Origin of the sequence: Herbihabitans rhizosphaerae (assembly GCF_004216555.1) — a bacterium.
GTDB classification, from domain to species: Bacteria; Actinomycetota; Actinomycetes; order Mycobacteriales; family Pseudonocardiaceae; genus Herbihabitans; species Herbihabitans rhizosphaerae.
Genome location: NZ_SGWQ01000005.1, coordinates 164,966 through 189,777, shown reverse-complemented (window position 1 = coordinate 189,777; position 24,812 = coordinate 164,966). Strand labels below are relative to the sequence as shown.

Below are 24,812 nucleotides of genomic sequence, written 5' to 3'. Positions count from 1 at the left end.
TGTACGATCGCTATCGAAGTTTGATGGCGACCGAACTAAGGGAGAACGACGTGGCCAAGACAGTGCGGTTCCACGAGATCGGCGGGCCCGAGGTGCTGCGGCTGGAGGACGTCGAACTCGGCGAGCCGGGGCCGGACGAGTTGGCGATCCGGGTGGACGCGATCGGCGTCAACCGCGCGGAGGTGCTGTTCCGGTCCGGCGAATACGTCGAGCCGGTCAAGGAGTTCCCGGCGCTCCTCGGCCTCGAGGCGTCCGGGGTGGTCGAGATCGGCGCGCCCGGCTTCGAGACCGGCCAGCCGGTCAGCGTGGTGCCCGGCTTCTCGCCGAACGACTACGGCGTGTACGCCGAGCGGGCGATCGTGCCGGCCGCCCACGTGTTGCACCGCCCGGACGACATCGACGCGATCACCGGTGCCGCGGTGTGGATGCCCTACGTCACGGCGTACGGCGCGCTGATCGAGATCGGTGACATGCGCGCGGGCGACACCGTCGTGCTGACCGCCGCCTCCAGCAGCGTCGGCCTCGCCGCCATCCAGATCGCCAACCGTGTCGGCGCGGTGCCGATCGCCACCACCCGGACCGCCGCCAAGAAGCAGGCGTTGCTCGACGCGGGCGCGCACCACGTGATCGTCACCGAGGAGGAGGACGTCGCCGCGCGGGTGCGTGAGCTGACCGGCGGACAGGGCGCGCGGTTCGTGTTCGACGCGATCGGCGGCCCGGGCGTGCTCGACCTGGCCACCGCCGTCGCGCAGGACGGCACGCTGTTCATCTACGGCATGCTCGATCCTCGGGACACGCCGTACCCGCCGCTGTCGATCATGCGCGGGCGCGGCATGCGGTCGTTCACCCAGGGCGAGATCACCCGTGACCCGGCTCGGCTGCGGCGCGCCGAGGCGTTCGTGATCTCAGGCCTGCGCACCGGAACGCTCGTGCCGGTCGTGGACCGCGTGTTCGACCTGGACGAGATCGCCGACGCGCACCGCTACATGGAGGCCGGCGGACAGGTCGGCAAGATCATGGTCACCGTCAAGCACTGATCAGAGCACGACGTTGACCAGGCGGCCGGGGACGACGATCACCTTGCGCGGCTCGCCGTTCAGCAGCGCGGCGATCTTCTCCTCGGCCAGCGCGGTCGCCTTCACCTCGTCCTGCGTCGCCGACGCCGAGACGGTGATCCGTGAGCGGACCTTGCCGTTGACCTGGATCGGGTACTCCACGGTGTCCTCGATCAGGTAGCGCTCGTCGGCGACCGGGAACGTGCTGTGCGCCAGCGTGTTGTCGTGCCCGAGCTTGGACCACAGCTCCTCGGCGACGTGCGGGCACAGCGGCGCCAGCATCAGCACCAGCGGCTCGGCCAGCGTGCGCGGCGTGCCGGACTTGCCGTACGCCTTGGTCACGTGGTTGTTCAGCTCGATCAGCTTCGCGCCGGCCGTGTTGAACCGCAGCCCGTCGTAGTCGCCGCGCACGCCGTCGATCGTCTTGTGCAGCGCGCGCAGATCCTCGTCGGACGGCTCGGTGTCGGTGACCCGCAGCTCGCCGGTCGACTCGTCGATCACGTTGCGCCACAGGCGTTGCAGGAACCGGTGCGCGCCGACAACGTCCTTGGTGGCCCACGGGCGGGAGACGTCCAGCGGGCCCATCGCCATCTCGTAGAACCGGAACGTGTCCGCGCCGTAGGTCTCGCACATGTCGTCGGGCGTCACCACGTTCTTCAGCGACTTGCCCATCTTGCCGTACTCCTGGTTGACCTTCTGGCCGTTCCAGAAGAACTCACCGTCGGATTCGGACACTTCCTCGGCCGGCACGTACGAGCCGCGCGCGTCGGTGTACGCGTAGGCCTGGATGTAGCCCTGGTTGAACAGCTTGCGGTACGGCTCGTCGGAGCTGACGTCGCCCAGGTCGAACAGCACCTTCTGCCAGAAGCGCGAGTACAGCAGGTGCAGCACCGCGTGCTCCTGGCCACCCAGGTACAGATCGACGCCGCCGGGGTCGTTCGGCCCGTGCGCGTCCTGCGGGCCCAGCCAGTAGCGCTCGTTGGCGGGATCGACGAACCGCTCGGAGTTGGTCGGGTCCACGTAGCGCAGCTGGTACCAGCAGGAGCCGGCCCAGTTCGGCATCGTGTTCACGTCGCGGCGGTAGGTCTTCGGCCCGTCGCCCAGGTCCAGCTCCACCTCGACCCAGTCGCCCGCGCGGGACAGCGGCGGCGACGGCATCGAGTCGGCGTCGTCCGGGTCGAAGGTGCGCGGCGAGTAGTCGTCCACCTCCGGCAGCTCGATCGGCAGCATCGACTCGGGCAGCGCGTGCGCCGCGCCGGTCTCGTCGTAGACGATCGGGAACGGCTCGCCCCAGTAGCGCTGCCGGGAAAACAGCCAGTCGCGCAGCTTGTACTGCACCGCGCCCTTGCCGTGGTCGTGCTCCTCCAGCCAGGCGGTGATCGTCTTCTTCGCGTCATCGATGTTCAGCCCGTCCAGGCTCGGTCCGTTTTCGTGGCTCGAGTTGACGTGCGGACCGTCGCCCGGATACGGGGTGTCGTCCGGGTGACCCGCGGGGGGCTGGACGGTGCGGACGGGGGTGATCCCGAGGACTGTCACGAAGTCCCAGTCACGCTGGTCCTCGCCGGGCGCCACGCCGATCGCCCCGGTGCCGTAGCCCATCAGCACGTAGTCCGCGACGAACACCGGGATCCGCTCGCCGTTCACCGGGTTCGTGGCGTACGTGCCGGTGAACACGCCGGTCTTGTCCTTGTTCTCCTGGCGGTCCAGCTCCGACTTCAGCGACGCCGCACGCCGGTAGGCGGCGACCGCCTCCGCCGGAGTCGTGGCGCCACCGGTCCACCGACTGTCCACATCGGACGGCCAGGCGTCCGCGGTGATCCGCTCGACCAGCGGGTGCTCCGGCGCCAGGATCAGCGCGACGTTTCCGAACAGGGTGTCCGGTCGGGTGGTGAAGACCTCGATCGCGCTGTCACCGCAGGGAAAGTGCACCCGCGCGCCGTAGGAGCGGCCGATCCAGTTCCGCTGCATCGTCTTGATCTTGTCCGGCCAGTCCAGCCGGTCCAGGTCGTCAATCAGCCGGTCGGCGTAGGCGGTGATGCGCATCATCCACTGGCGCAGATTGCGGCGGAACACCGGGAAGTTGCCGCGCTCGCTGCGGCCGTCCGCGGTGACCTCCTCGTTGGACAGCACGGTGCCCAGGCCAGGACACCAGTTGACCGGCGCCTCGGAGATGTAGGCCAGCCGCCGCTCGTCAATCTCCGCGCGGCGCTCGTCGGCCGACAGGTCAGTCCACGCGCGACCGTCCGAAGTGGACACATCGCCGGCCGCGAACGCCTGTTCAAGCGAGGCGATCGGTTTGGCACAGTCGGCCTGCTCGTCGTACCAGGAGTCGTAGATGCGCAGGAAGATCCACTGCGTCCAGCGGTAGTACTCGGGGTCGATGGTGGCGATGCGGCGGCGCTCGTCGTGCGCCAGGCCCAGCCTGCGGATCTGCCGCAGGTAGGTCCGCATGTTCTCCTCGGTGGTCTTGCGCGGGTGCTGGCCGGTCTGCACGGCGTACTGCTCGGCCGGCAGCCCGAACGCGTCGAAGCCCATCGTGTGCAGGACGTTGCGGCCGTCCATGCGGTGGAACCTGGCGAACACGTCGGTGCCGATGAAGCCCAGCGGGTGCCCGACGTGCAGCCCGCTGCCCGACGGGTACGGGAACATGTCCTGGATGAACATCTTCTGGTCGGGCAGCTCGCCGTCGGCGAGCGGGCCGACCGGGTTCGGCGCGTGGAAGGTGCCCCGCTCCTCCCAGTACCGCTGCCAGCGCTGCTCGATCGCGCCGGCCAGCGCCGCGGTGTAGCGGTGCCGCGGTACCGCGTCCGTGCTTTCCGCACCCATCAACTTCGTCCCTCCACAGCCGCCCGTATTAACGAAACCAGAAATGACGAAACCCCTCCGCCCGATGGGCGTGAGGGGTAGCCGCGCCTGGCCGATCCTGGTCGGTCAGCGCGGCCGGCTAAGGAGCAGGCGGCCCGTGCTCATGGCCACAGGGTAACCCGAGCACGGGCCGCGCCCGTAACCGGTCAGCGCAGCGCCCGCAGGCGGAACTGGTCGCGATAGTCGCCGGCGAGCAGTTCGCCGACGTGTCCACTGACCGCGTAGCTCCCGTGCGGTGTCACCGCGACCGTGGTCGGCCCGGCGATCGGCCACTCCTCTCGGCGGACCTCCGTGGCCCGCTCCCAGCGCCGGCCGCCGCGCAGCACGGTCAGCGCGTCCGCACCCGGCGCGGACAGCTTGTTGGTGACCACGATCAGCGAGCCGTCCGGACGCAGGGCGAGCCCGTCGCCGCCGACGAGCTTGCGGTCCAGCGCCACCTCGGTGATCGGGCCGCCGTCCAACGGGATCTTGTACAGCGCGCCGGTGGTGTAGTGCACCGACAGCAGGAAACCGTTGGGGTGGAACACGATCCCGTTCATCCCGAAGCCGGCGAACCTGGGGTCGGCGGCGAACAGGCCGGCCCGCCCGTCCGGCGTGACCCGGAAGATCCGGTCGGACGCCGGGTCGGTCACGTAGGCGTTGCCGGCGTGGTCGACGGCCACGTCGTTCGCCGAGTGCGCGCCGGGCCCGATGCGCAGATCGACCAGATGCAGCGGGCGGCCGGTGGCCAGGTCGAAGATCCCGAGCCCGGAGTGGTTGCCCTTGGTGTCGGGCGTGGAGCCGGTGCCGACGCCGAAGTGATCGGAGTAGGTGACCAGCACCCGGCCGCGCGGCGCGTCCACCCGCAGGCCGAACGTGGAGATCAGCCGAGGGTCCTCGATCAGCGGGCGTGCCGTGCCGCGTGCCTTGTCGACGACGGAGACGGTGCCGTGCCGCATCGAGCCGACCAGCAGCGTGTGCCGCGCCGGATCCCAGGCGACGCCCTCGGGATGGAGTGATTCGGCGTTGACCGTGATCGTCCCCGGCCAGTGGTGTGCCCGCGGGGTCGCCGGCGTCGAGGCGGACGCCGACGGAGCGTCGAAGGTGGCCGCCAGCGCGATCGCGCCGACGACGGTGTGACGAAGCATTGCGTTCCTCCCTGCTGCTTGTTCGAGGGCGAACGCTAATCAGAACTCTGATAGCTGTCAATATACGACTGCCCGGTGCGGCTCGTACCATCGTTCACATGCGTATGCCGTTGAAGGACCGTCTCGGCTCGGACATCAAGCGGGTCGAGGCCGACCTGATGGCGGCCAAACACGCGGCCGTGAAGCCGTCCGGACTGACCGTGCCGCAGTTCGCGGCGCTGCTGATCCTGGAGGACAGCCCCGGTATCTCGCCGGCTGAACTGGCCCGCCGCTGCCGGGTCACCCCGCAGACGATGACCACCGTGCTGCAGAACCTGACCACGCGCGGGTTCATCGAGCGCACCGCGCACCCGTTCCACCGCAGCATGCTGGAGACCCGGCTCACCGAGACCGGCGCGACGACCCTCGCCGAGGCCGACCAGCGCGCCTCGGCCGTCGAACGCCGGCTCGCCGACGCCTTCACCGAGTCCGAACGCGCCACCCTGCGCGCGCTCCTCGATCGCTGCTCCGAGGCGCTGACCGGCGAGTGATCAGCGCACCAACAGCACCCGCTCGGCGAGGAACTCGGTGGCCGCGCGCGGGCTCGTCGCCAGGCGCTCGGACAGCCAGGAGAAGTCGCTGACCTGGTACGCATCCTTGTACTTCGTGAAGCACAGCGCGCCGATGTCCTTGACCAGGTTGCGCACCGTCTCGGTCAGCTCCACGTCGCCCGTGTCCCAGAGATCGACCAACGCGGTGAGCAGGTCGCGCACCCCGTCGCCGGGCGCGAACAGCGTGTCGGCGAAGGCCCGCTCCAGGGCGTAGCTCGACCAGACGGGAGTACCTGTTTGCGCGCGGAAGCGGTGCATCCATTTGAGAGCAGTGCTCTCGCGCACGAATACACGTCTGTTCGGCGTGCCCGGCGGGTCCTCCTCGACCAGGAATTCCGGACTGTCGATCGCCCGTGACACCAGCGCGCCGAACTCGCTCCACTGGCGGGTCAGCCGCAGGTGCGGCAGCACGCGGCCGTTGCTCGGATTGGTGTAGAAGAAGCACGGCTTGACCGGCTCGCGCTCGGCCGGCACGGACACCATGCAGAAGAAGTCGTTGTCCGGGCCGTTCAGCGCGGCGACCGTGGTCAGGTGCTCGACCGCCGCCCTGATCAGCAGCACGTCCCGGGCCGGCCTCGGTACGTCGTCCAGGAAGGACAGTTGGGCGAACGTCGTCCACAGCGGCGGCTCGTCGAACAGTTCGACCGGCCGCAGGAACGCCTCAAGATCGTCCAGGCGTTCCGCTGTGATCAGGCGCGCGAAGTCGGCGGCGAACCGGGGACCGACGCTGATCGACACACGTGGAGTATGCCTATCGGCGGAGGGCCAGCGCGATCACCTGGGTGACCTGAGTCGGCGCGAAGTTGTCGTCGCTGACCAACAGCAGGGTGCGCTCGCCGGACGGCAGGCGCGGGCCCCAGGTCATACCCTCCACGTTGTCCACAGTGGACAGTCCAAGGTCGGCCAGGTCGGCGATCAGCTTCTTGCGCACCGGTTTCACGTCGCGCGGCAGGGAGTCGGCGTCCCGGACGTTGGTCGCGCCGCGGGTGTCGATCTCGAAGATCCGCACCTTGTTGCCCTTGCCGGTGACGAACGACCGCTCGGCGACCAGGTAGCGGGTGGGGTCCAGCGGGTCCACCGCGAGGATCGCGACCACGCCGGTGGTGGCGAAACCGCCCGGCGGGTCGGCCGGCGCGAAGATCTTCTCCTGCGGGTAGGCGTACTGGGCGAGCGTGTGCCCGTGCCGGGTCTGCACGGTGATCCGGGACAGCGCGCCGTGCTCGGTGGTCGCCTCCGGGCCGTCCTGCAACAGCGGCCCCTCGATCGCGGTGGTCACCAGCACGCCGGCCGCCGCGAAGGTCAGCCCTTCGAGCACCAGGTTGCGCCGTGGGCCGCGCTGCTCGGCGGACATCTTCTCGTTGTGCGGCACCGGAATCTCGCGCACGTGCTCGCCGTCCCTGGCGGTCGAGCGGACCGACGGGTCGATCAGCACCGGCGGCTTGCCCTGCTCGACGAGCCGCTCGCCCTCCTGGCTCCACACGTAGTTCCCGGCCCACGGGTCGACGCGGATGTCCTCCGGGTCGACGCCGGCCTGCGGATAAGTACTGCCGTCCGGACGCAGGAACGGGCGCGTGCCGGTCAATTCCACGCTGTCGAACCCGTTCGCGGTGACGCCGATCGACGCGGTGTAGAAGCGCGCCGGCTGCTTGTCCGACCGGTCGTCGGAGATCAACACGTAGCCGCCGGTGCGCGGATCGCGATCGATGCCGGACAGCCCACCGACCGTGGTGCCGGCGAACTGGAACCCGTGCGGGATCACTTTCTCGCCGAGCAGCCGCACTCCCGGTGCGGACGCGGCGGCGGTTCCCGTGCTGATCAAGGTGGTGGCCGTGGCGGCGATCAAGGCCGCAGCGGCTAAGCGGATCGACATGGTGCGCAGCACATACGACCGGGGTGACCGCCAGTCGAACTCCAGATGACGCTTACCATCGCGTCGTGTCCACCACGTTGATCGTGCTCACCGCGCTGCTGGTCCTGCTGGGTGCCGCGGTGGCGGTTGTCGGCTACCTCGGGTTGGCCGAACGCCTGCCGCGCAACAGGTTCAGCGGCGTGCGCACCGAGGCGACCATGCGCGACGACGACGCGTTCCGGGTCGGCAACAAGGTCGCGGGCGCACCGATCCTGGCCGGCGGGCTGGTCGCCGTCGCCGGAGGTGCCATCGCGTGGGTCATGCCGAGCACGGCAGGCGCGATCGTCAGCATGCTGCTCGGCGCGGTCGGCATGGTCGTGATCGCCGTGGCCGGTGGAATCGTCGGACACCGTGCGGCGGCGGCCACACCGAAAGCGATGCCGGCCGGGTGCAAGGGCTGCGCCTGCGGAGGCGGCGGCTGCGCGGTACTCCAGGCTTAGTGCGCGGCCGCGCGCCAGTAGCCGCAGAACATGATGTGGGTCTTGGGCACGCCGGCGCGGGTCCAGTGCTTGCGCTTGCCGCTGGCCAGCGCCTGCTCGCCGACCGCCCATCCGTAGAACGGCCTGTCCGGAACGGGTAGTTCGGTGGCCGCGGCGTAGGCGGCCTTGCCTGGCGTCCGGCCGTGGTCGTCCCGCTCGATCCAGGTCACCTCGACGCCGGACGGCGACTCCAACTCCTGGCGATCGCCGGCAGGCCGCTCTCGTCGGTGACCAGGACCACCTCGGAGATCGACGGGTCGGGGTTGAACCCGATGCCCTCGTCGATGTCGATCTCGGGTCCGTCTTCGCGATACGCGCGCACGGTGTAGTTGCGCAGCACCGGCCGGTCGGTCTTGGCGACGCGCAGGTACTTCATGTAGTCGATCATGCCGAGCTTGCCCGGCATGCGATCCAGCGTGCGCTCGCCGGCGACCGGGATGAACAGGCGGAACCACTGGTCGAAGCCCATGTACTCGAAGCGTTCGATGTCGCCGCCGCCGAGCGTCACGCGGGCGAAGTGCTCGGACAGTCGTTCGCGGCGCAGCACGCGCAGGGTGAGCAACTCGGTCACGGCCGGCTTCACCCGCGTCTGCCTGATGTTCGTACGAGCCATCCCGCCTCCAACTGTCCAAGGTTAGGCATGCCTAACTTAGACGCCGTTGTTCACAAAGGGAAGAGGGCAACCTTCGTCGCTACCGACCTCGACGGCGCCGTGCTGGACTTCTCGCATGTCGAGGCATCGTTTGACCCGAATCGTTCTCGCGGCGGCGGCGATCACGGCGATGGTGGCCGGCACGCCAGGCACCGCGGCGGCGGCCACGAAGACTGAGCCCACCAAGAATGGGCCGACCTCACTGGTCTACGTCGAGGTCAACAGCAACAGCATGCTGAACGTCGGCAAGTACACGCTGGCCAGCGACGGCTCGCCGGTGTTCGACATCGCGGCGATCTTCGCGGCCAACATCAACTACGACGGTTCGAAGGCGTACCTGCATTTCAACGAGAACGTGCGGAAGGTGCTCGACGGCGTGGAGACGCAGGTGCGGCCGCTGCAGCAGAAGGGCATCAAGGTGGTGCTGTCCATTCTGGGCAACCACCAGGGTGCCGGATTCGCCAACTTCCCGTCCAAGGAGGCCGCGGCGGCGTTCGCCACACAACTGGCCGACGCGGTCGCCAAGTACGGGCTGGACGGCATCGACTTCGATGACGAGTACGCGGACTACGGGGAGAACGGCACGCCGCAGCCGAACGAAAGCTCGTTCGTGTACCTGGTGTCGGCACTGCGCGAGAAGATGCCCGACAAGCTGATCACCTTCTACAACATCGGACCGTCCGCCTCCCGGCTCGTGCACGACGGCGTGGACGTCGGCACCAAGTTCGACTACGCGGCGAATCCCTACTACGGCTCCTGGGACCCGCCCGGCGTCTCGCTGCCGAAGGAGCGGCTCTCGCCCGCGGCCGTCCACATCGGACAGACAGGGGACGGCAACACGACGGATCTGGCCAAGCGCACCGTGAACGAGGGATACGGCGCGTTCCTCACCTACGACCTGACCGCCGGCGACAAGTCCGGCGCTATTTCCGCGTTCACCCGCGAGCTGTACGGCAGCGAGGCCAAGTACACCGGGTGACGCAGGCCACAACACGATGTCCAACTTCGTGGATTCTCTTCACATCTAACTCGGGTGGAGGAGCAAGACCCGAGATTTGAGGAGATCGCCATGACCACGAAGCGCCTACTCGCCACCGTCCCCGCCGCTCTCGCCGGGGGTGCGCTGCTGTTCGGACTCACCGCCTGCGGCGGGGACGCCAAGGCCGAATCGAGCCAGCCCGCCGCGAACCCGCAGGTCGCCCACGACGCCGCGCCCGCCCCGCCGGCACCGGCCGACCAGAAGCCCGCCGAGATCACCCGCCGCCAGATCGCCCCGCCCCCGACGGTGAAGCCCAAGCCGGCCGCCCCTCGACCGGCTGGCGGCGACGTGAACTGCGGCCCACTCGATTACAAGCCGAATGGCAGGACCTTTTCCCTGATCGCCGAGGCCAAGCCGGACGGCACGGTCGGCTGCACCGAGGCGTTCAACGTTCTCGACGAGTACACGAAGGCCCCGACGCAGGGAAGCCAGCGCAACGCGGACCTGTCCAACGGGTGGTCGTGTGCGACCGACGGCGGCTCCGGTGCGAGCGCCCAGGGCCGCGTCTTCTGCACGGACGGCACGAAGGACGGCCACGGCGGCGTGATCGGCGGCCGGGCGTTCCACACCCAGCCGGGCTGACTCAGCGTTTGACGCGTGCCCGGACCGCCAGCACCGCGAGGGCGAGCAGCAGTGGGCCGCCGAATCTGGCCAGCATCAGGATCCAGGTGCCCGCATAGGTCAACTTCTGCCCGGAGTCACGGAACACCATCGCGCCGGCCGAGGTCTGCAGCGCCTTGCCGGCGCGATCCCACGTCCAGCGCCGGTCCGGCAGTGCGGTCGCGGGTTCCCTGACCGCGAGCTGCGCCTGTCCATTGTGGACAGTCCCGGTGATCTGCTGCTGTGCCGGCGCGGACAACCCGAAACCCATCAGCAGCACGGTCACCGTCGCCAGCAGTACCACCAGCGCGACGATTGCCCGCGACGCCCGCTGGCCGTATCCCGAGAGCGCCCAGTACGCGGCCAGAATCGTGCGTTCGAACCACGGCGTGCTCGGCGCATGGCGACGCATTTCCATTTCGCCGTAATAGAAATCGCCCGCGCCGGGCTCGTTCTTCCCGTCCTCGAACGCCTTGCGCAGCGACCGGTACAACCCCGCGATCCGCAGCGGATCGATCGGATACACCCTCGGGTTGGCGCGTTCATCGGTCGGCCAGCCGCGCCAGTAGTGCTCCTCGGCGAGCACCCACCGGCGAGCGCGCCGCCACGACTTCGGCGGCGTGTTCAACGGACACAGGCCGTCCATGCGCAACTCGTCCAGCCGGTGCGCGCCGGCGAACTCGCACCAGCGCAGGTCCACGTCGGCCAGCGACAGGTTGCTGACGTCGGTTTCCATCAGCGAGGTGATCAACGGAATCCATTCGGTGCGACCCTGTGCACCCGAGATCGACGACGGCGCGCCGAACACGCACCTGGTCGCGTCCACGTCGGCGCGCATCACCCGCAGAGTCACGCCGTCCTCGAACCGCGCCTGCCGCAGGCCCAGGAACCGGCAGTCGACCATCAGCCGCAGTGCTCGCGCGAACGTCGCGGAATTGAAGGCGATGCGGTCGGCGCGGAGCAGGTCGGCGATCACCTCGCCGTGGAATTTCGCATCGGTGAATTCGAGGGTCCCGGAAAATCCCGTGTTGACCATGGCGACGCCGCCGGCGAACTCGACCCCTTCGAACTTCGCGATGTCGCCGAACCGCGCATGACTGAACGTCGCCAACTTCCCGAAACGCGCGGCACTGAAGTCCGCTACGGAATTGAACGTGGCGCGGAAGAAGTTGGCCGAGTCCTCGAACTCCGCGCCGTTGAGCGAAACCGGCTGGTCGAACAGCGCATCGGACGCGTCGACGGGTCCATGGAAGACCGCGCCATCCAGTCGCACCGGCGTGAGGAAACGCGCCTGGCGAAGATCCATGGGACCGAAAAGCGGACCGCTCGGGCTGGTGTAGACGTCGAACAGCTTGACGAAGAGCCGTTCATCGACGGTGGTGCCGCGCAGATCGAGCGCACCGGGACGGAGTGCGGCGTCGAGTTCACCGTCGTCCAGGTGTGCGAGACAGCGCGAATAGCCCTCGACCGTCACGCCGATGCACTCGTCACGCTCGCAGGTCGGCCAGTCGACAGTCACGGCTAGTTGGTGCGGACGTCGGTCGGGTGAGTGGCGAGCAGGGCCAGCGGCATGCCCTGGCGGCGCAGCACCAGGCCCCAGAGATCAGCCTCGGGGGAGGCGAGCACGTCGGCGGGCAGGCCCGGCACGACGAACCAGTCGCCGCGTGAGATCTCGCCTTCGAGCTGTTGCACGTCCCAGCCGGCGTATCCGGCGAACACCCGAATGCCGCGGAACCGGTCCACCAGCTCAGCCGGGTCGGCGTCCAGGTCGACCAGCGCGATCGGGCCGCGCACGGCGATCAGCCCCGAAGTGGTGGCCGCGTTCTCCCCGGTGCGGAGCATCGCCAGGCACAACGCGGTCTTGCGCTCCACCGGCCCGCCGACGAACACCGAGCGCGGCTCGCTCACGAACGCGCCCCAGCTCGGCAGGACCTCGTCCACCGGCACCTCGCTCGGCCGGTTCAGGACGACGCCGAGGGTGCCCTCCTCGCGGTGGTCGATGATGTAGACGACGGTGCGCCGGAAGTTCTCGTCGCTCAGGCTCGGCGCCGCGACCAGCAGCGTCCCCGGCTCCACCCCGACATCGTCTTCCACGCGGCACATGATTCCATCCGGGCGCGGACAGCGGACAGCATGTTCGGCCGTAGGCTGATCGCCGTGAGTACACCGCCGGACACCTCTGAGTCCGCGTCCGGGTCGGCGCCGGCCGAGCAGTCTCGCGCGCACCACACGCGGATCGGTGCCCGGCGGCTGCTCGCCATCGCCGGGTTCCGGCGGCTGCTGCTGAGCCGGTTCGCCGGACAGTGGGGCGAGGGGTTGTTCCAGGCCGGGCTCGCCGGTGCGGTGATCTTCAACCCGGAGCGCGCCGCCGACCCGTTGACCATCGCCGGCGGGTTCACCGCGCTGCTGCTGCCGTACTCGATCGTCGGACCGTTCGCCGGCGCGCTGCTCGACCGGTGGGACCGGCGGCGCGTGATCGTCGTGGCGAACCTGTTGCGCGGCACCATGATCCTGCTGTCCGCGGTGGCCGTGGCGACCGGCGTCGGCGGAGCGGGGTTGTTCACGCTCGCGCTCGTGGTGATCGGCGTGAGCAGGTTCGTCGGGTCCGGCCTGTCCGCGTCGCTGCCGCACGTGGTGCCGGTGCGCAACCTCGTCGAGGCGAACGCGCTGGCCACCACGCTCGGCGCGGTGGTGTCGGTGATCGGCGCGGGCTGCGCGGTCGGACTGCGCGCGATCTTCGGCGAGGGCAACGTCGGCTCCGGGCTGACCACGTCGGTCGCGGTGATCGGCATGGTGATCGGGGCGATCATGGCGACCCGGTTCACCCGCGGCGCGCTCGGCCCGGACGAGGTGGACGAGCCGTCGGCGACCATGGTCGCGGTGGCCCGAGGGCTGCTGGACGGCGGGCGCGCGGCACTGCGCACGCCGACCGTGCTGGCCGGGTTCGCCGCGATGCTGGCGTACCGGATCTCGTTCGGGATCTCGCTGCTGCTGACCGTGTTGCTGATGCGGTACTCGTTCACCGACATGGGGCCGCTCAAGGCCGGGCTGCCCGGGATCGGTCAGATGGTGGCCGCGGCGGGCCTCGGAATTCTCGCCGCCGGGTTGCTCACCGCGCGGTTCACCAACCGGTTCGGCCGCCGGCACACGGTGGTCGGCGCGCTGCTGCTCGGGGCGGTGGCGCAGCTCGCCTGCGGGTTGCCCATGGTGCTGCCGACCATGCTGCTGGCGTCGTTCCTGGTCATGGCCAGCGGCCAGGTGATCAAGCTGTGCGTGGACGCGGCCGTGCAGCGCGATGTCGGCGACGAGGTGCGCGGGCGGGTGTTCGCGCTCTACGACACGCTGTTCAACATCACGCAGGTGGTCGCGATCGCGATCGCCGCGGCGGTGGTGCCGCTGGACGGCCGGGCGCCCGGGCTCGTGGTGGCCGCCGCACTCGCCTACGTGGCGGGCCTGGCCGGGTTCCTGGCCGTGCACCGCAGGCACCCGGACCTGTGAAGATCACCTGCCGGTGCGGTGCGGTGATCCCGGACAACACCGACTACCTGCCGTGGAAGGCGGACGTGATCCCGAGCCAGGACCTGTCCGACTTCTTCGACGCCGAGGACCGGGTCGACGGGCTGGTGGACAACTCGACCACGGCGTACCAGTGCGAGTCGTGCGGGCGGCTGTACCTGGAGGACCAGTCGCGGCGGACCATGCACTGCTTCGTGCCCGAGGACGCCGACACGCCCTACGACGTACTCCGCTCGGTGCACGGCGAGGCGTGGCGCGGGCTGGTGCACGGGATCTGGCGGCAGGACGGCGGGTATCTGTCGTGGAGCGCCGGGGTAGAGTCCTCGTTCGAGGAGTACACCTCCTGGGAGGCGCTGCACCGCGCCTACGACGACGTGTTCGCCCGGTTGCGGCAACGGGATCTCGTGCGCAACGCTCTGCTCCGCCGCGACGGCGAGGACGTGCACACGTGGCCGGCGATCACTCGCTGAGCCGGTAGACGGCGAACCCCTTTTGCTTGTCCGGCAACGAGATTTCGAACAGCGCGTACCCGTCTCGGAACTCCCGTGGTCGTCCCGGCAACGGCCCGCCGATCCGCGTGCCGGCTCGGTCGACCACGACGTTGTCCCGCAGGATGACCCGCTGGCGCCAGACCCTCGACACGTGCGCACCGGGAACGGGGAGCGGCGCCCGTTCGGTGACACCTGTCGCGGTGTCGTAGGTGTGCAGGTCGGTGTCGGTCGCGCAGGCGATCAACCGGCCCTCGGCGTGGCACGTGGTGCCGAACAGGGAGGACAGCGCCGTCTCACGGCCGGTCTCCGGATCGACCAGGATCTTCGTCGGCGACGATGTGCCGGGCTGTGCCGTGACGAGAACTCCGTTGTCGGTCCGCGGCCCCAGCACCGTGTGGTCGCGGTTGAGCAGATCCCAGCGGCGTGCGCCGGTCCGCGCGTCCACCGCGGCCGTCACCGGGGTCGTGTCCTGCTTGTTGACCAGCGGGCGCTTCGACGGCACCTCGCCGAGCACCACGCCACCGATGATCTGCACGGCCTCGAAACCCGGTGCCGTCCACAGCGTGCGCCGGTCCACCGGGCTGATGGCGAGCGCGCTCTGCTCGGTCGGCCGGTCGTGGTGTCGGGTGCGGATCGTCGCGAGGATCATCTCGTCGTTGCTCGTCTCGGCGAGCGAGACCGTCTTGTACGGCTCGGGTTCGGTCTTCATCGGATCGTCGATCCGGTCTTGGAGCAGCGGCAACTGCCAGCGCACGCCGCCGTCCCTCATCGACAACGCGACCAGGCCCTCCTCCCGTCCCGGACGGCCGTTGGGCAGCCGGACGTCCTTTTGCTGGTAGGCCGCGATCAGCAGGCCGCGGACATGCTGGACGTTGTCCGGGTCGAGGGTGACGCGGTTCGGGCCGATCCGGTCGCTCTTGCGGACCGACCAGCGGACGGCACCCGTCGCCGCGTCGTGCACGACCAGGACGCTGCCCGCCGGTCCGACTCCGTGCGGGGTGGCGTGCACGACCGCGTCGCCCATCACCGTGAACCGGGGAAGGTATTCGTCCTCGCCGATCGGGCTTGTCCACAGTGGACGGTCGCTGAGCTTGATCGGCTCGACCAGCGGTGCCCGTGGTGGCGGGCCGGCCGGCGGTGGCGTGGTGGCGGGCGCACTCGTCGCCGGACCGGGTTCGCCGTCACAGGCGACACCGGTCAGCAGCACGCCGGCCAGCACCAGCACAAGAGATGTCTTCCGCACGCTGCTCTGAGGTGCCGGCGAGGGTTCTCGTTCCCCGGCGCGCGCTATTCGATGCCGTTGTCGCGGGCCCAGGTGTGGAGTTCGGCGATGGCGTCCTCGTGGGAGAGCGGGCCGCGGTCCAGGCGCAGCTCCTTGAGGTGCGTCCACGCCTTGCCGACCAGCGGGCCGGGCGGGATGCCGAGGATCTTCATGATCTCGTTGCCGTCCAGGTCGGGGCGCACCTTCGCGAGGTCCTCCTGGGCGCGCAGCCGCTCGATGCGCTCCTCGAGGTGGTCGTAGGTGCGCCGGAGCGCCGCGGCCTTGCGCCGGTTGCGCGTGGTGCAGTCGGCGCGCACCAGCTTGTGCAGCCGCTCCAGTAGATCACCGGCGTCGGTGACGTAGCGGCGCACGGCGGAGTCGGTCCACTCGCCCTTGCCGTACCCGTGGAACCGCAGGTGCAGGTACACCAGCTGGCTCACGTCGTCGATGATCTCCTTGGAGTACTTCAGCGCGCGCAGCCGTTTGCGGGTCATCTTCGCGCCGACCACCTCGTGGTGGTGGAAGCTGACGCCGCCGCCGGGCACGTGCCGCCGGGTGTCCGGCTTGCCGATGTCGTGCAGCAGCGCGGCCAGCCGCAGGATCAGGTCCGGCTCGCCGTCCTCCAGGTCGATCGCCTGGTCCAGCACGGTCAGCGAGTGCTGGTACACGTCCTTGTGCTGGTGGTGCTCGTCGATCTCCAGGCGCATCGCGGGCACCTCGGGGAGCACGCGATCGGCGAGCCCGGTGTGCGTCAGCAGCTCGATGCCCAGCCTCGGCTTGCCGCCGCAGATCAGCTTGGACAGCTCGGCCTGCACCCGCTCGACGGTGATCCGCTCGATCTGGTCGGCCATGTCGGTCATCGCCTGGATGACGCGCGGCGCCGGGACGAACTCGAGCTGGCTGACGAATCGGGCGGCGCGCATCATGCGCAGGGGATCGTCGGCGAAGGACACCTCCGGGCGCAGCGGCGTGTCCAGCGCCTTCGCGGCCAGCGCGTCCATGCCGCCGTGCGGGTCGACAAGTTTCTTTGTCGACAAGTCGATGGCCATCGCGTTGACCGTGAAGTCCCGGCGCACCAGGTCGTCCACGATCGAGTCGCCGAAGCGCACCTCGGGATTGCGGCTCACCCCGTCGTAGGAATCGGCGCGGAAGGTGGTGACCTCGCACGTCGTGCCGCGCTTGGCCGCGCCGATCGTGCCGAACGCGATCCCGGTCTCCCACACCGCGTCGGCCCACGGGCGCACGATCTCCAGCACGGCGTCCGGCCGCGCGTCGGTGGTGAAGTCCAGATCGGTGCCCAGCCGGCCCAGCATCGCGTCCCGCACGCTGCCGCCGACCAGGTACAGCTTGTGCCCGGCCGAGGCGAACAGCGTCGCCAGCTCGTCCGCGATCGGCGAGATCCGCATCAGTTCCACCACCGCGTTCTGTCGTGCACGGGTCTCCTGCGAACGGGGTGTCGTGGACTCTACGGGCACGGCGAACCACCTTACCCAGCGTGTTCTGGACCCATGGTCACCCCCGTTCCACGATTACCATCGCTGGCATGCCCCCGTCGTCCGGCCGAACCGGTGGCGCCTCCAAGGGGCGCCGCTCGAGACGACGCGGCCGCAAGCTGGTGACCGTCGAGGAGACCTCGGCCGGGGGACTGGTGCTGGACGACGGCGAGCGCCACGCCGTGATCATCGGCCGGCTGGACCGGCGCGGGCGACTGCTGTGGTCACTCCCCAAGGGGCACATCGAGGCTGGTGAGACGCCGGAACAGACAGCGGTTCGGGAGGTCGCCGAGGAAACCGGGATAGACGGCGAGGTGATCGGCCCGCTCGGCACGATCGACTACTGGTTCGTCGCGGACGGCCGGCGCATCCACAAGACCGTGCACCACTTCCTGCTGCGGGCCACCGGCGGCGAGCTGTCCGACGAGGACGTCGAGGTGACCGAGGTGGCCTGGGTACCGCTGGACGGCCTGGCCGCCCGGTTGGCGTACACCGACGAGCGGCGGTTGGCCCGCAAGGCGATACAACTACTCTCCGAGTCACCGCGTACACCCGAGCGGGGGACCCCGAAGACGCCGGATGAGGTTGAGCTGCCGTGACACGTGCCAGGGCGCTGGTCGTCCTGTTCGCGACGATCGCGTTGACGGTCGGAGGGCCGATGGCGGCCGCCGCCCAGCCCAGCGGTGGCACCACGACGCCCAGATCGGTACAGGACGCGCCGAGCCGGCTGTCGATCACCGTCGAGCAGCTCACCCCTCGGGTGGTCACCACCGACACCCCGAGCATCACCGTGGTCGCCAAGCTCACCAACAACAGTGAGCGCGCGATCGACGACCTGGACGTGCGGCTGGAGCGCGGCGCGCCGCTGACCAGCGAGTCCAAGCTGCGCGACGCGCTGACCCAGACCAAGCCCGACCAGACCGAGCGGTCCCGGTTCCTCGAGGCGGGGTCGCTCCGCCCTGGCGCCAGCACGACGGTCACGCTGGCCGTCTCGGTCAACGGCGCCGACAACACGTTGAAGATCAACAGGCCGGGCGTGTACCAGCTCTGGGTGAACGTGAACGGCCAGCCGGCGGGCACGAAGGACGCCGCCAACCTCGGGTACGCCAACCTGCTGCTCCCGGTGATCTCCGCGCCGGTGAACGGGTCGGCGCCCAGCCCACCGGCGCCGAAGCCGCGCGTGCCGGCCGGCGTCACCATGATGTGGCCGCTGGTCGACGAGCGGCCGAGGATCGTGCAGACCGTCGGCGACCGGGAAGTGCTCGCCGACGAAGGGCTGACCGCGTCACTCGCGCCGGGCGGGCGGCTGTTCTCGCTGGTCAACGCCGCGGACCTGGCGATCGCCAAGAACCCGGCACTCGGTCAGAGCCTGTGCTTCGCGGTGGACCCCGACCTGCTGGCCACCGTCGCCGCGATGGCCAAGGGCTACCTCGTGCGGGTCGGCGACGGGCCCCCAGCACCCGGTATCGGGGTCGCCCCCGCGACGCAGTGGCTGGACCGGGTGCGCCGGCTCACCAACGGCAAGTGCGTGCTCGCGCTGCCCTACGCCGACGTGGACCTCGACGCCCTGTCCCGCGCCGGAGCGGGACACCTGCAGACGCAGGCGATGAGCGCGGGCACCGACCGGGTGCGCGAGGTGCTGGCCCCGGTACAGCCGCAACCGGGGCTGCTCTGGCCGGTCGGCGGCACCCTCGAACAGCGCACCGTGTCCGACCTCAGCCACCACGGGCCGGTCAGCGTCGTGGTCGACCCGGCCAAGCTGCGCCGCGACACCGGCCGCACGCCGTACCTGCTGCGCAGCGGACTGCCGGCGGGCAGCCGGGCGCTGGCCTACGACCAGCTCACCTCCTCGCTGCTGGCCGGCGACAACGGCACCGCGCAGGGGCTCGCGGCCAGCCAGAACGGGTTGGCCGCGGTGCTCTTCCGGGCGGCGTGGGGCGGCGCCGACTCGATGCTGATCACGCCGCCGCGCCGGTGGACGGCCACCTCCGCCGACCTCGAGGCGCTGCTGGACGGCGTGTCGCTGCTGGCCGACCAGCAGTACGTCGCGCCGAAACCCGTGCAGCGGCTCATGACCGATCCGACCGCAGGCACCGCCGAGGGCATGGAGTACGGCGCGCAGGACAGCACCTCCGAGGTCGCCGGCTCGATCACCGCCGAGGTGATGCGGGTCAACGCCGTGCAGCGCGACCTGCTCGGCGCGATGGCCAAGGACGCCGCCCTCCAGGTCGAGCCGCACACGCTGGTCACGCCGCTGCAGTTCGGGCTGCTGCGAGCGACCTCGAGCGCGTGGCGGGCCGACCCGGCCGGCGGCCACCGCGCGGCCGAGGCGGTCGACGGTCAGGTGCGCGAGCTGCTGGGCCGGGTCCAGGTCGAGGTGCCGGGTCGCCCGGCGAGCCTCGCCTCGCGGGAGAGCCGGTTCTCGGTGACCGTGCGCAACTCCCTTCCGGTGCTGGTGCAGGTGCGGATCGTGGTCGCGCGGACGGCCGGGTTGAGCACCAAGCAGCCGCCCGACATCACGGTCGCCGCGGGGCACGCGCGCACCGAGTGGGTGGACGCCGAGGTGCTGCGCTCCGGCCGGTTCGCGGTGACCGTGTCGATCACCACGCCGGGCCACACGCCGTTCAGCCAGCCGAAGAAGCTGGACCTGTCCTCGACCGAGTACGGCACGATCACGCTCGCCGTCACCTGGACCGCGGGCGGACTGCTCGTACTGCTGTCCGGCCTGCGAATCTTCCGTAGGGTGCGGGCCAATCGGGCGGCGAAAGCCGACACCCCGAGCATCGACTGAGCCGCGGACGTAGGGTTCCTGGACCGTGAGTGACCTCGACGCGACCATGATGATGCCGCGCGTCCAGCCGGAGGCGTCGCCTTCGCTGGCGCGCTCCAGCTCGACCCTGGCGATCGCCACGCTGGTCAGCCGCATCACCGGTTTCGGCTGGAAGATCGTGCTGGCCTGGGTGGTCGGCCTCGGCCAGCTCAACGACTCCTACACGGTCGCGTCCAGCTTTCCGACGATCATCAACGAGCTGTTACTCGGCGGCGTGCTGTCCAGCGTGGTGGTGCCGCTGCTGGTCCGCGCGCAGAAGGAGGACCGCGACCGGGGCGAGGCCTACACCCAGCGCCTACTGACGATCGGCTGCACGATCCTGGTGGTCGGCACCACGCTGGCGATGATCTTCGCGCGCGAGCTGACCAACCTCTACGTCAGCGACGAGGGGACCGAGGCCAACCCCGAGCTGACCGAGGCGTTCACCTACCTGATCCTGCCGGCCATCGTGTTCATGGGGCTGTCGGCGATGGTGATGGCGATCCTGAACACCAAGAGCCGGTTCGCCGCCACCGGCTGGGCGCCCGTGACGAACAACCTGATCATGTTCGCGGTGATCGGGCTGTACGCGATCATGCCCGGCGAGCTCACGCTCAACCCGGTCGCCATGAGCGACCCGAAGCTCCTCGTGCTCGGCATCGGGTTCCCGCTCGGTATCGCCTCGCAGCTGTTCGTGCTGATCCCGGCGCTGCGCAAGACCGGCTTCCGGTTCCGCGTGCGGTTCGGCTGGGACCGCAGGCTCGGCGAGTTCGGCGGCCTGGCCGCCTGGGTGATCGCCTACGCGCTGCTCGGGCAGCTCGGTGTGTCCGCCGTGACCAACACCGCGACCAACGGTGCGGGCGGTGGTGCGGCGACCTACTTCAATGCCTGGCTGCTGCTGCAGTTCCCGTACGGCGTGATCGGCGTGTCGCTGCTGACCGTGATCATGCCGAGGATGAGTCGCGCCGCGGCCGACGGGGACTTCGAGAAGGTCAAGGACGACCTGTCACTGGGCAGCCGGCTGTCCACGGTGATGCTGGGGCCGCTGTGCGGGCTGATGACTGTGCTCGGACCGTCGATCGGTATCGCGCTGGTGTCGTTCGGCAAGTCGGACGTCGACCAGGCGACCCGGCTCGGGCTGGCGGTGACCTCGGCCGCGTTCGGCGTGCTGCCGTTCGCGATCTGCATGCTGCAGATGCGCGTGTTCTACGCGATGAAGGACTCGCGCACCCCGACGCTGATCATGGCCGTGATGATGGCCGTGAAGGTCCCGCTGTCCTATCTGTGTCCGCAACTGCTGGACGCCAACGACCTGGTCTACGGCCTGACCTTCGTGAACTCGCTGTCGTTCGTGGTCGGCGCGATCGTCGGCGAACTGTGGCTGCGCTCCCGGCTCGGCCGGCTCGGCACATCGGCCGTGGTGCGCACGGTGCTGAAGACGTTCGTCGCGTCCGTGTGGGGTGCTGCCGCCGCGCTGGCCGTCGTGCTCTGGATGGACGGCAACAAGACGGTGGGCGGCGCCTGGCTCTCCCTCGTACTGGGGACTCTGGCTGGGGGACTCGTCACATTCGGCATCATGACCGCGCTCCGTGTGCGTGAACTGGACGCGGCCACCGCACGGATCACCCGTTTGGTGCGCCGCCGCTAGTCGCGACGGACCTTCGAGAAACGGCTCCATCCCGTACCCTCGAATTCGAGGAGACCGTCGCTTCAGCGGAGAGGGGACGCGGCGTAGAACGGGAGCGAGTGTGCGTTGACCACGAGGCGGACCGAGTACATGCCCGGCGCGGAGAGACCCGGAAGCGGGCCCAGCCTGCGCGCCACCGGCGGGTCGCTGCACCCCGGTGGCGTGGTCGGCGACGGCCGCTATCGGCTGCTCGCCCAGTTCGGCGTGGACGAACGCTCCGGCGCCCACCTCTGGCGTGCCCGTGACGGACAGCTCCGCCGGGACGTCGCGCTGACGGTCCTGGTCGGTGAGCCTGGCGACCAGCGGGCCGGCCAGGGCGCGAGACGGACATTGGAGCGGGCCGCACACGCAGCCCGCTTCTCGCACTCCGCGGTCGCGCGCGTCCTGGACGTACTGAGCCTCGGCAACGGGATCACCGCCAGCGAGGGCGTGCTGGGCATCGTGGTGGCCGACTGGGGGCAGGGCACCGATCTGGTCGACCTGGTCGCCGAGCACCCGCTGCCGCCGACCACCGCCGCCCGGCTGGTCGAGCCGCTGGCCTCGGCCGTCGAGCAGGCGCACCACTCCGGGCTGGTACTCGGCGTGGACCACCCGCAGCGGATCCGGGTCAGCCCGGACTCCTCGCTGCGGCTGGCGTTCCCCGGCCCGCGGCCCAGCGCCACCCTGCGCGACGACGTGCGCGGGCTCGGCGCGGTGCTGTACCTGCTGCTCACCGGGCGGTGGCCGCTGCCGGGCGGGCCGGACGGCATCCCCGCCGCGCCGACCGGGCCGGACGGCGTCGTCGTGCGGCCGCGCACCCTGGTGCCGCAAATACCGGACGAGATGTCCGAGGCGGCGATGCGCAGCCTGGAGGACAGCTCGCGCGCCGGGATCCGCACCGGTGCGGCGTTCCAGCGGGCGCTCGCCGGGATCGCCGAACGCGAGGAACAGACCGAGCTGATCTCCGCGATCGCCGCCGACGAGAACGACGACCGGGACGACGGCCTCACCTGGACCACCCGGCGGCCGGTGCACGACCGGGCCCGCAAGCGCAAGCTCGCGCTCGGCGTGACAGCGCTGGCCGCGGCCACAGTCGGGGTGCTGGCCTGGATCGGCATCCAGTTGGTCAGCTTCTTCGGCGACGGCTCGCCGAGCGGCGCGGCCACCCCGCCGCTGCCGGGCACCTCGACGCCGGGCCAGAACACGGACGGCCAGCCGCCGCCACCCCCGGCCAACGGCGGGCCGGTGAAGATCGCCGGCACGAAGCTCTTCAACGTCAAGGAGGCGCCGGACAACCCGAGCCGGGTCGGCCGGGCCACCGACGGCGATCCGCGCACCGGCTGGCAGACCGACGACTACCGCCAGCAGTTCCCGTCGTTCAAACCTGGCGTCGGGCTGCTGATCTCCCTGGACGGCAAGACGAAGCTGGCCTCGGTCCGGATCGACTCGCCGAGTCCGGGCACCGAAGTGGAGATCCGCACCGCCACGTCGTCCAAGCCGGACAGTCTCGGCGACACGAAGAAGATCGCCGGCGGCAAGCTGAACGAGGGCAGCACGGAGATCGCGATCCCGGACGGCGAGCCGGCCCAGTACGTGATCGTGTGGATCACGAAGCTGGCCGGCGGGGGCAAGCTCCAGTCGGAGATCACCGAGGTCACGTTCCTCCGCGCGCGATAGGCGAGACGTCTTCGCGGTGGCGCGGGTCACTGCCGTTATATTGACCCCGTGTCCGGCACTGATCTCTCCGTCCCCGTGATGGCCGCCGGGGTGGTCTCGTGACCACGGCAGCCGCGTCGGACGCCGATCTCATCAGGGCGCACGCGGGTGGTGACCCGCGCGCGTTCTCCGAGCTGGTCCGCCGTCACCGCGACCGCATGTGGGCGGTGGCGCTGCGCACGCTGCGCGACCCGGAGGAAGCCGCCGACGCGCTGCAGGACGCGTTCATCTCCGCGTTCCGCGCCGCCGGCTCGTTCCGCGCCGAGTCCCAGGTCACCACCTGGCTGCACCGCATCGTGGTGAACGCGTGCCTTGACCGGGTGCGGCGCAAGCAGGCGCGCCCGACCGTGCCGCTGCCCGAGACCGGGCCCGGTGAGCCGGTCACGCCGAGGGACGCGATGTCGGACCGGGAGACCAGGCTCCTGGTGCAGAAGGCGCTGCACGAACTGTCCGAGGATCAGCGGGTTCCCATCGTGCTCGTCGACGTCGAGGGATACTCGGTGGCCGAGACGGCGAAGATACTCGGCATCGCGGAAGGCACCGTGAAGAGCCGATGTGCCCGGGGTCGCGCCAAGCTCGCCAAAGTTCTCGGGCACCTGCGGAACCCGGATGCAGATGCGAACGTCCCAGGTGAGGCAGCAAGCAGGCAAGGGAAGCCTGACAGGCGTACCTGGGAGGGGTCATGACGAATCAAGGTCGGGGGCTCGGCGCCTCGGGGCCGCCGTGGTCCATCGACGTACTCGCGGATCTGCATGCGGGTGCGTTGGACCCCGACCTGACCGCGTCGCTGTGGCCTCAGGTCAACGCCGATCCCGAAGCACGCGAGATTCTCGCCGCGCTGGACTCCACCAAGGTGGACCTCGGCGGGCTGAGCGCCGCTCCGCTCGAGCCGATGCCGGCGCACTTCGCGGCCAGGTTGGACGCGGCCATCGAGGCCGAGTCGGCCGCCCGAGCGGCGGCCATGGCGGGTCAGCAGCAGGCGGCTCCACCGCAGCAGCCGGGGGTTGCTCCGGTGGTCAGCCTGGACGACGCGCGCCGCAGGCGTAACCGTCGGATGACGATCGCCGGCGGAGTGTTCGCCGCAGCGGCCGCAGCGGCCGCGATCACCATCGCCGTGGTGCCCGGCAACGAGACCGACGGCACCGGTGTGGCCGCGCCGACGTCCAACACCACCGCACCGCCCAGCGACGGCCCGCTCGCGTTGGACGGCGACTCGCTCGGCAAGCAGCAGGGCGCCATCCTCAGCCAGAAGAACTACGGCGCGCTCGGCTCCGAGCAGCGGTTCAGCCAGTGCCTCGCCGCCGCCGGCGTGCCGGCCACGGTCAAGCCGCTCGGCGCTCGCGAGGCCACGTTCCAGGGCAAGCCCGGCGTGGCCGCGGTGATCCCGGTTGTCGGTGCCGGTGGCACCAAGTTCCGCATCGTGGTGGTCGACGCCCAGTGCGGGCCGGCACTGCTCGGCGACACGACCATCGGCTGAGTCGCCTCCGTCACTCACCTCCGTGGAATGCCGGACGCCTACGATCGCGTTATCACCTAACGCGCGA

General features: G+C 70.1%; 23 protein-coding genes. 13 read left to right on the top strand and 10 right to left on the bottom strand.

The window, feature by feature from the left end:
* Positions 1-50: 50 nt before the first annotated feature.
* Entirely contained in the window at positions 51-1,037 is a 987-nt protein-coding gene (locus EV193_RS16940; protein ID WP_130345107.1) for a zinc-dependent alcohol dehydrogenase family protein, read from the top strand.
* Here the strand turns inward: EV193_RS16940 and leuS are convergent, their stop codons facing one another.
* Together leuS and EV193_RS16930 are read right to left on the bottom strand one after the other, a co-directional pair.
* A complete protein-coding gene (leuS, locus tag EV193_RS16935; protein WP_130345106.1) occupies positions 1,038-3,881 on the bottom strand; it encodes a leucine--tRNA ligase in 2,844 nt (947 codons plus the stop codon).
* Between the two features lie 185 nt (positions 3,882-4,066).
* The gene (locus tag EV193_RS16930; protein WP_130345105.1) at positions 4,067-5,047 is read right to left on the bottom strand and encodes an SMP-30/gluconolactonase/LRE family protein; all 981 of its coding nucleotides are present in this window, start codon (positions 5,045-5,047) and stop codon (positions 4,067-4,069) included.
* A 98-nt stretch (positions 5,048-5,145) separates the two neighbouring features.
* Here EV193_RS16930 and EV193_RS16925 point away from each other — a divergent pair, with 98 nt between their 5' ends.
* Positions 5,146-5,577: a MarR family winged helix-turn-helix transcriptional regulator gene (locus tag EV193_RS16925; RefSeq protein ID WP_207222676.1), complete on the top strand. Its 432-nt coding sequence runs from the start codon at positions 5,146-5,148 to the stop codon at positions 5,575-5,577.
* Here the strand turns inward: EV193_RS16925 and EV193_RS16920 are convergent, their stop codons facing one another.
* Together EV193_RS16920 and EV193_RS16915 are read right to left on the bottom strand one after the other, a co-directional pair.
* A complete protein-coding gene (locus EV193_RS16920; protein ID WP_130345104.1) occupies positions 5,578-6,375 on the bottom strand; it encodes a hypothetical protein in 798 nt (265 codons plus the stop codon). It lies immediately after the preceding gene.
* A gap of 13 nt (positions 6,376-6,388) precedes the next feature.
* A complete protein-coding gene (locus tag EV193_RS16915) occupies positions 6,389-7,507 on the bottom strand; it encodes an esterase-like activity of phytase family protein (protein ID WP_130345103.1) in 1,119 nt (372 codons plus the stop codon).
* A gap of 65 nt (positions 7,508-7,572) precedes the next feature.
* Between EV193_RS16915 and EV193_RS16910 the strand changes: the two genes are divergently transcribed.
* On the top strand, positions 7,573-7,986 hold the full coding sequence (locus tag EV193_RS16910) for an SdpI family protein (RefSeq protein ID WP_341273169.1): 414 nt from the start codon (positions 7,573-7,575) through the stop codon (positions 7,984-7,986).
* Here the strand turns inward: EV193_RS16910 and EV193_RS34125 are convergent.
* On the bottom strand, positions 7,983-8,195 hold the full coding sequence (locus tag EV193_RS34125; protein WP_242613445.1) for an SIP domain-containing protein: 213 nt from the start codon (positions 8,193-8,195) through the stop codon (positions 7,983-7,985). The two genes, EV193_RS16910 and EV193_RS34125, sit on opposite strands and share 4 nt — an antisense overlap.
* Entirely contained in the window at positions 8,192-8,638 is a 447-nt protein-coding gene (locus EV193_RS16905) for a siderophore-interacting protein (RefSeq protein WP_242613444.1), read from the bottom strand. Before EV193_RS16905 ends, EV193_RS34125 begins: the two co-directional genes overlap by 4 nt.
* Before the next feature lie 115 nt (positions 8,639-8,753).
* Between EV193_RS16905 and EV193_RS16900 the strand changes: the two genes are divergently transcribed.
* Both EV193_RS16900 and EV193_RS16895 read left to right on the top strand, forming a co-directional pair.
* Positions 8,754-9,656 (top strand): endo-beta-N-acetylglucosaminidase H, encoded by a 903-nt coding sequence (locus EV193_RS16900; protein WP_130345102.1) that lies wholly within the window; start codon positions 8,754-8,756, stop codon positions 9,654-9,656.
* 90 nt (positions 9,657-9,746) lie between these two features.
* On the top strand, positions 9,747-10,298 hold the full coding sequence (locus EV193_RS16895; RefSeq protein ID WP_130345101.1) for a hypothetical protein: 552 nt from the start codon (positions 9,747-9,749) through the stop codon (positions 10,296-10,298).
* A 1-nt stretch (position 10,299) separates the two neighbouring features.
* On the opposite strand, the gene EV193_RS16890 is transcribed toward EV193_RS16895, so the two are convergent.
* Entirely contained in the window at positions 10,300-11,835 is a 1,536-nt protein-coding gene (locus tag EV193_RS16890) for a pentapeptide repeat-containing protein (protein WP_130345100.1), read from the bottom strand.
* A gap of 2 nt (positions 11,836-11,837) precedes the next feature.
* Entirely contained in the window at positions 11,838-12,419 is a 582-nt protein-coding gene (locus EV193_RS16885; RefSeq protein ID WP_130345099.1) for a YqgE/AlgH family protein, read from the bottom strand.
* Positions 12,420-12,551: 132 nt separating this feature from the next.
* On the opposite strand from EV193_RS16885, the gene EV193_RS16880 reads away from it, so the two are divergent.
* Both EV193_RS16880 and EV193_RS16875 read left to right on the top strand, forming a co-directional pair.
* Positions 12,552-13,814: an MFS transporter gene (locus tag EV193_RS16880; RefSeq protein ID WP_130345359.1), complete on the top strand. Its 1,263-nt coding sequence runs from the start codon at positions 12,552-12,554 to the stop codon at positions 13,812-13,814.
* Positions 13,811-14,302, top strand: a complete 492-nt coding sequence (locus tag EV193_RS16875) for a hypothetical protein (protein ID WP_130345098.1) — start codon at positions 13,811-13,813, stop codon at positions 14,300-14,302. Before EV193_RS16880 ends, EV193_RS16875 begins: the two co-directional genes overlap by 4 nt.
* Here the strand turns inward: EV193_RS16875 and EV193_RS16870 are convergent.
* Together EV193_RS16870 and EV193_RS16865 are read right to left on the bottom strand one after the other, a co-directional pair.
* Positions 14,292-15,566: an outer membrane protein assembly factor BamB family protein gene (locus tag EV193_RS16870; protein ID WP_130345097.1), complete on the bottom strand. Its 1,275-nt coding sequence runs from the start codon at positions 15,564-15,566 to the stop codon at positions 14,292-14,294. The genes EV193_RS16875 and EV193_RS16870 overlap by 11 nt on opposite strands.
* Positions 15,567-15,610: 44 nt before the next feature.
* Positions 15,611-17,059 (bottom strand): CCA tRNA nucleotidyltransferase, encoded by a 1,449-nt coding sequence (locus EV193_RS16865; RefSeq protein WP_423202174.1) that lies wholly within the window; start codon positions 17,057-17,059, stop codon positions 15,611-15,613.
* Positions 17,060-17,127: 68 nt separating this feature from the next.
* On the opposite strand from EV193_RS16865, the gene EV193_RS16860 reads away from it, so the two are divergent.
* From EV193_RS16860 to EV193_RS16835, 6 genes are all read left to right on the top strand, one after another.
* Positions 17,128-17,676, top strand: coding sequence for an NUDIX hydrolase (locus EV193_RS16860; protein ID WP_130345096.1), 549 nt, complete (start codon positions 17,128-17,130; stop codon positions 17,674-17,676).
* Positions 17,673-19,868, top strand: coding sequence for a DUF6049 family protein (locus EV193_RS16855; protein WP_130345095.1), 2,196 nt, complete (start codon positions 17,673-17,675; stop codon positions 19,866-19,868). Before EV193_RS16860 ends, EV193_RS16855 begins: the two co-directional genes overlap by 4 nt.
* A gap of 25 nt (positions 19,869-19,893) precedes the next feature.
* Positions 19,894-21,534: a murein biosynthesis integral membrane protein MurJ gene (gene murJ, locus EV193_RS16850; protein WP_130345094.1), complete on the top strand. Its 1,641-nt coding sequence runs from the start codon at positions 19,894-19,896 to the stop codon at positions 21,532-21,534.
* Between the two features lie 129 nt (positions 21,535-21,663).
* A complete protein-coding gene (locus tag EV193_RS16845; RefSeq protein WP_130345357.1) occupies positions 21,664-23,229 on the top strand; it encodes a protein kinase family protein in 1,566 nt (521 codons plus the stop codon).
* Between the two features lie 98 nt (positions 23,230-23,327).
* Complete coding sequence (gene sigM / locus EV193_RS16840) at positions 23,328-23,954, top strand: RNA polymerase sigma factor SigM (RefSeq protein WP_130345093.1); 627 nt, start codon at positions 23,328-23,330, stop codon at positions 23,952-23,954.
* Positions 23,951-24,745 carry a hypothetical protein gene (locus tag EV193_RS16835; protein ID WP_130345092.1) on the top strand — a complete coding sequence of 265 codons (795 nt, stop codon included), beginning with the start codon at positions 23,951-23,953 and terminating at the stop codon, positions 24,743-24,745. The genes sigM and EV193_RS16835 overlap by 4 nt, the downstream gene beginning before the upstream one ends.
* Positions 24,746-24,812 lie beyond the last annotated feature (67 nt).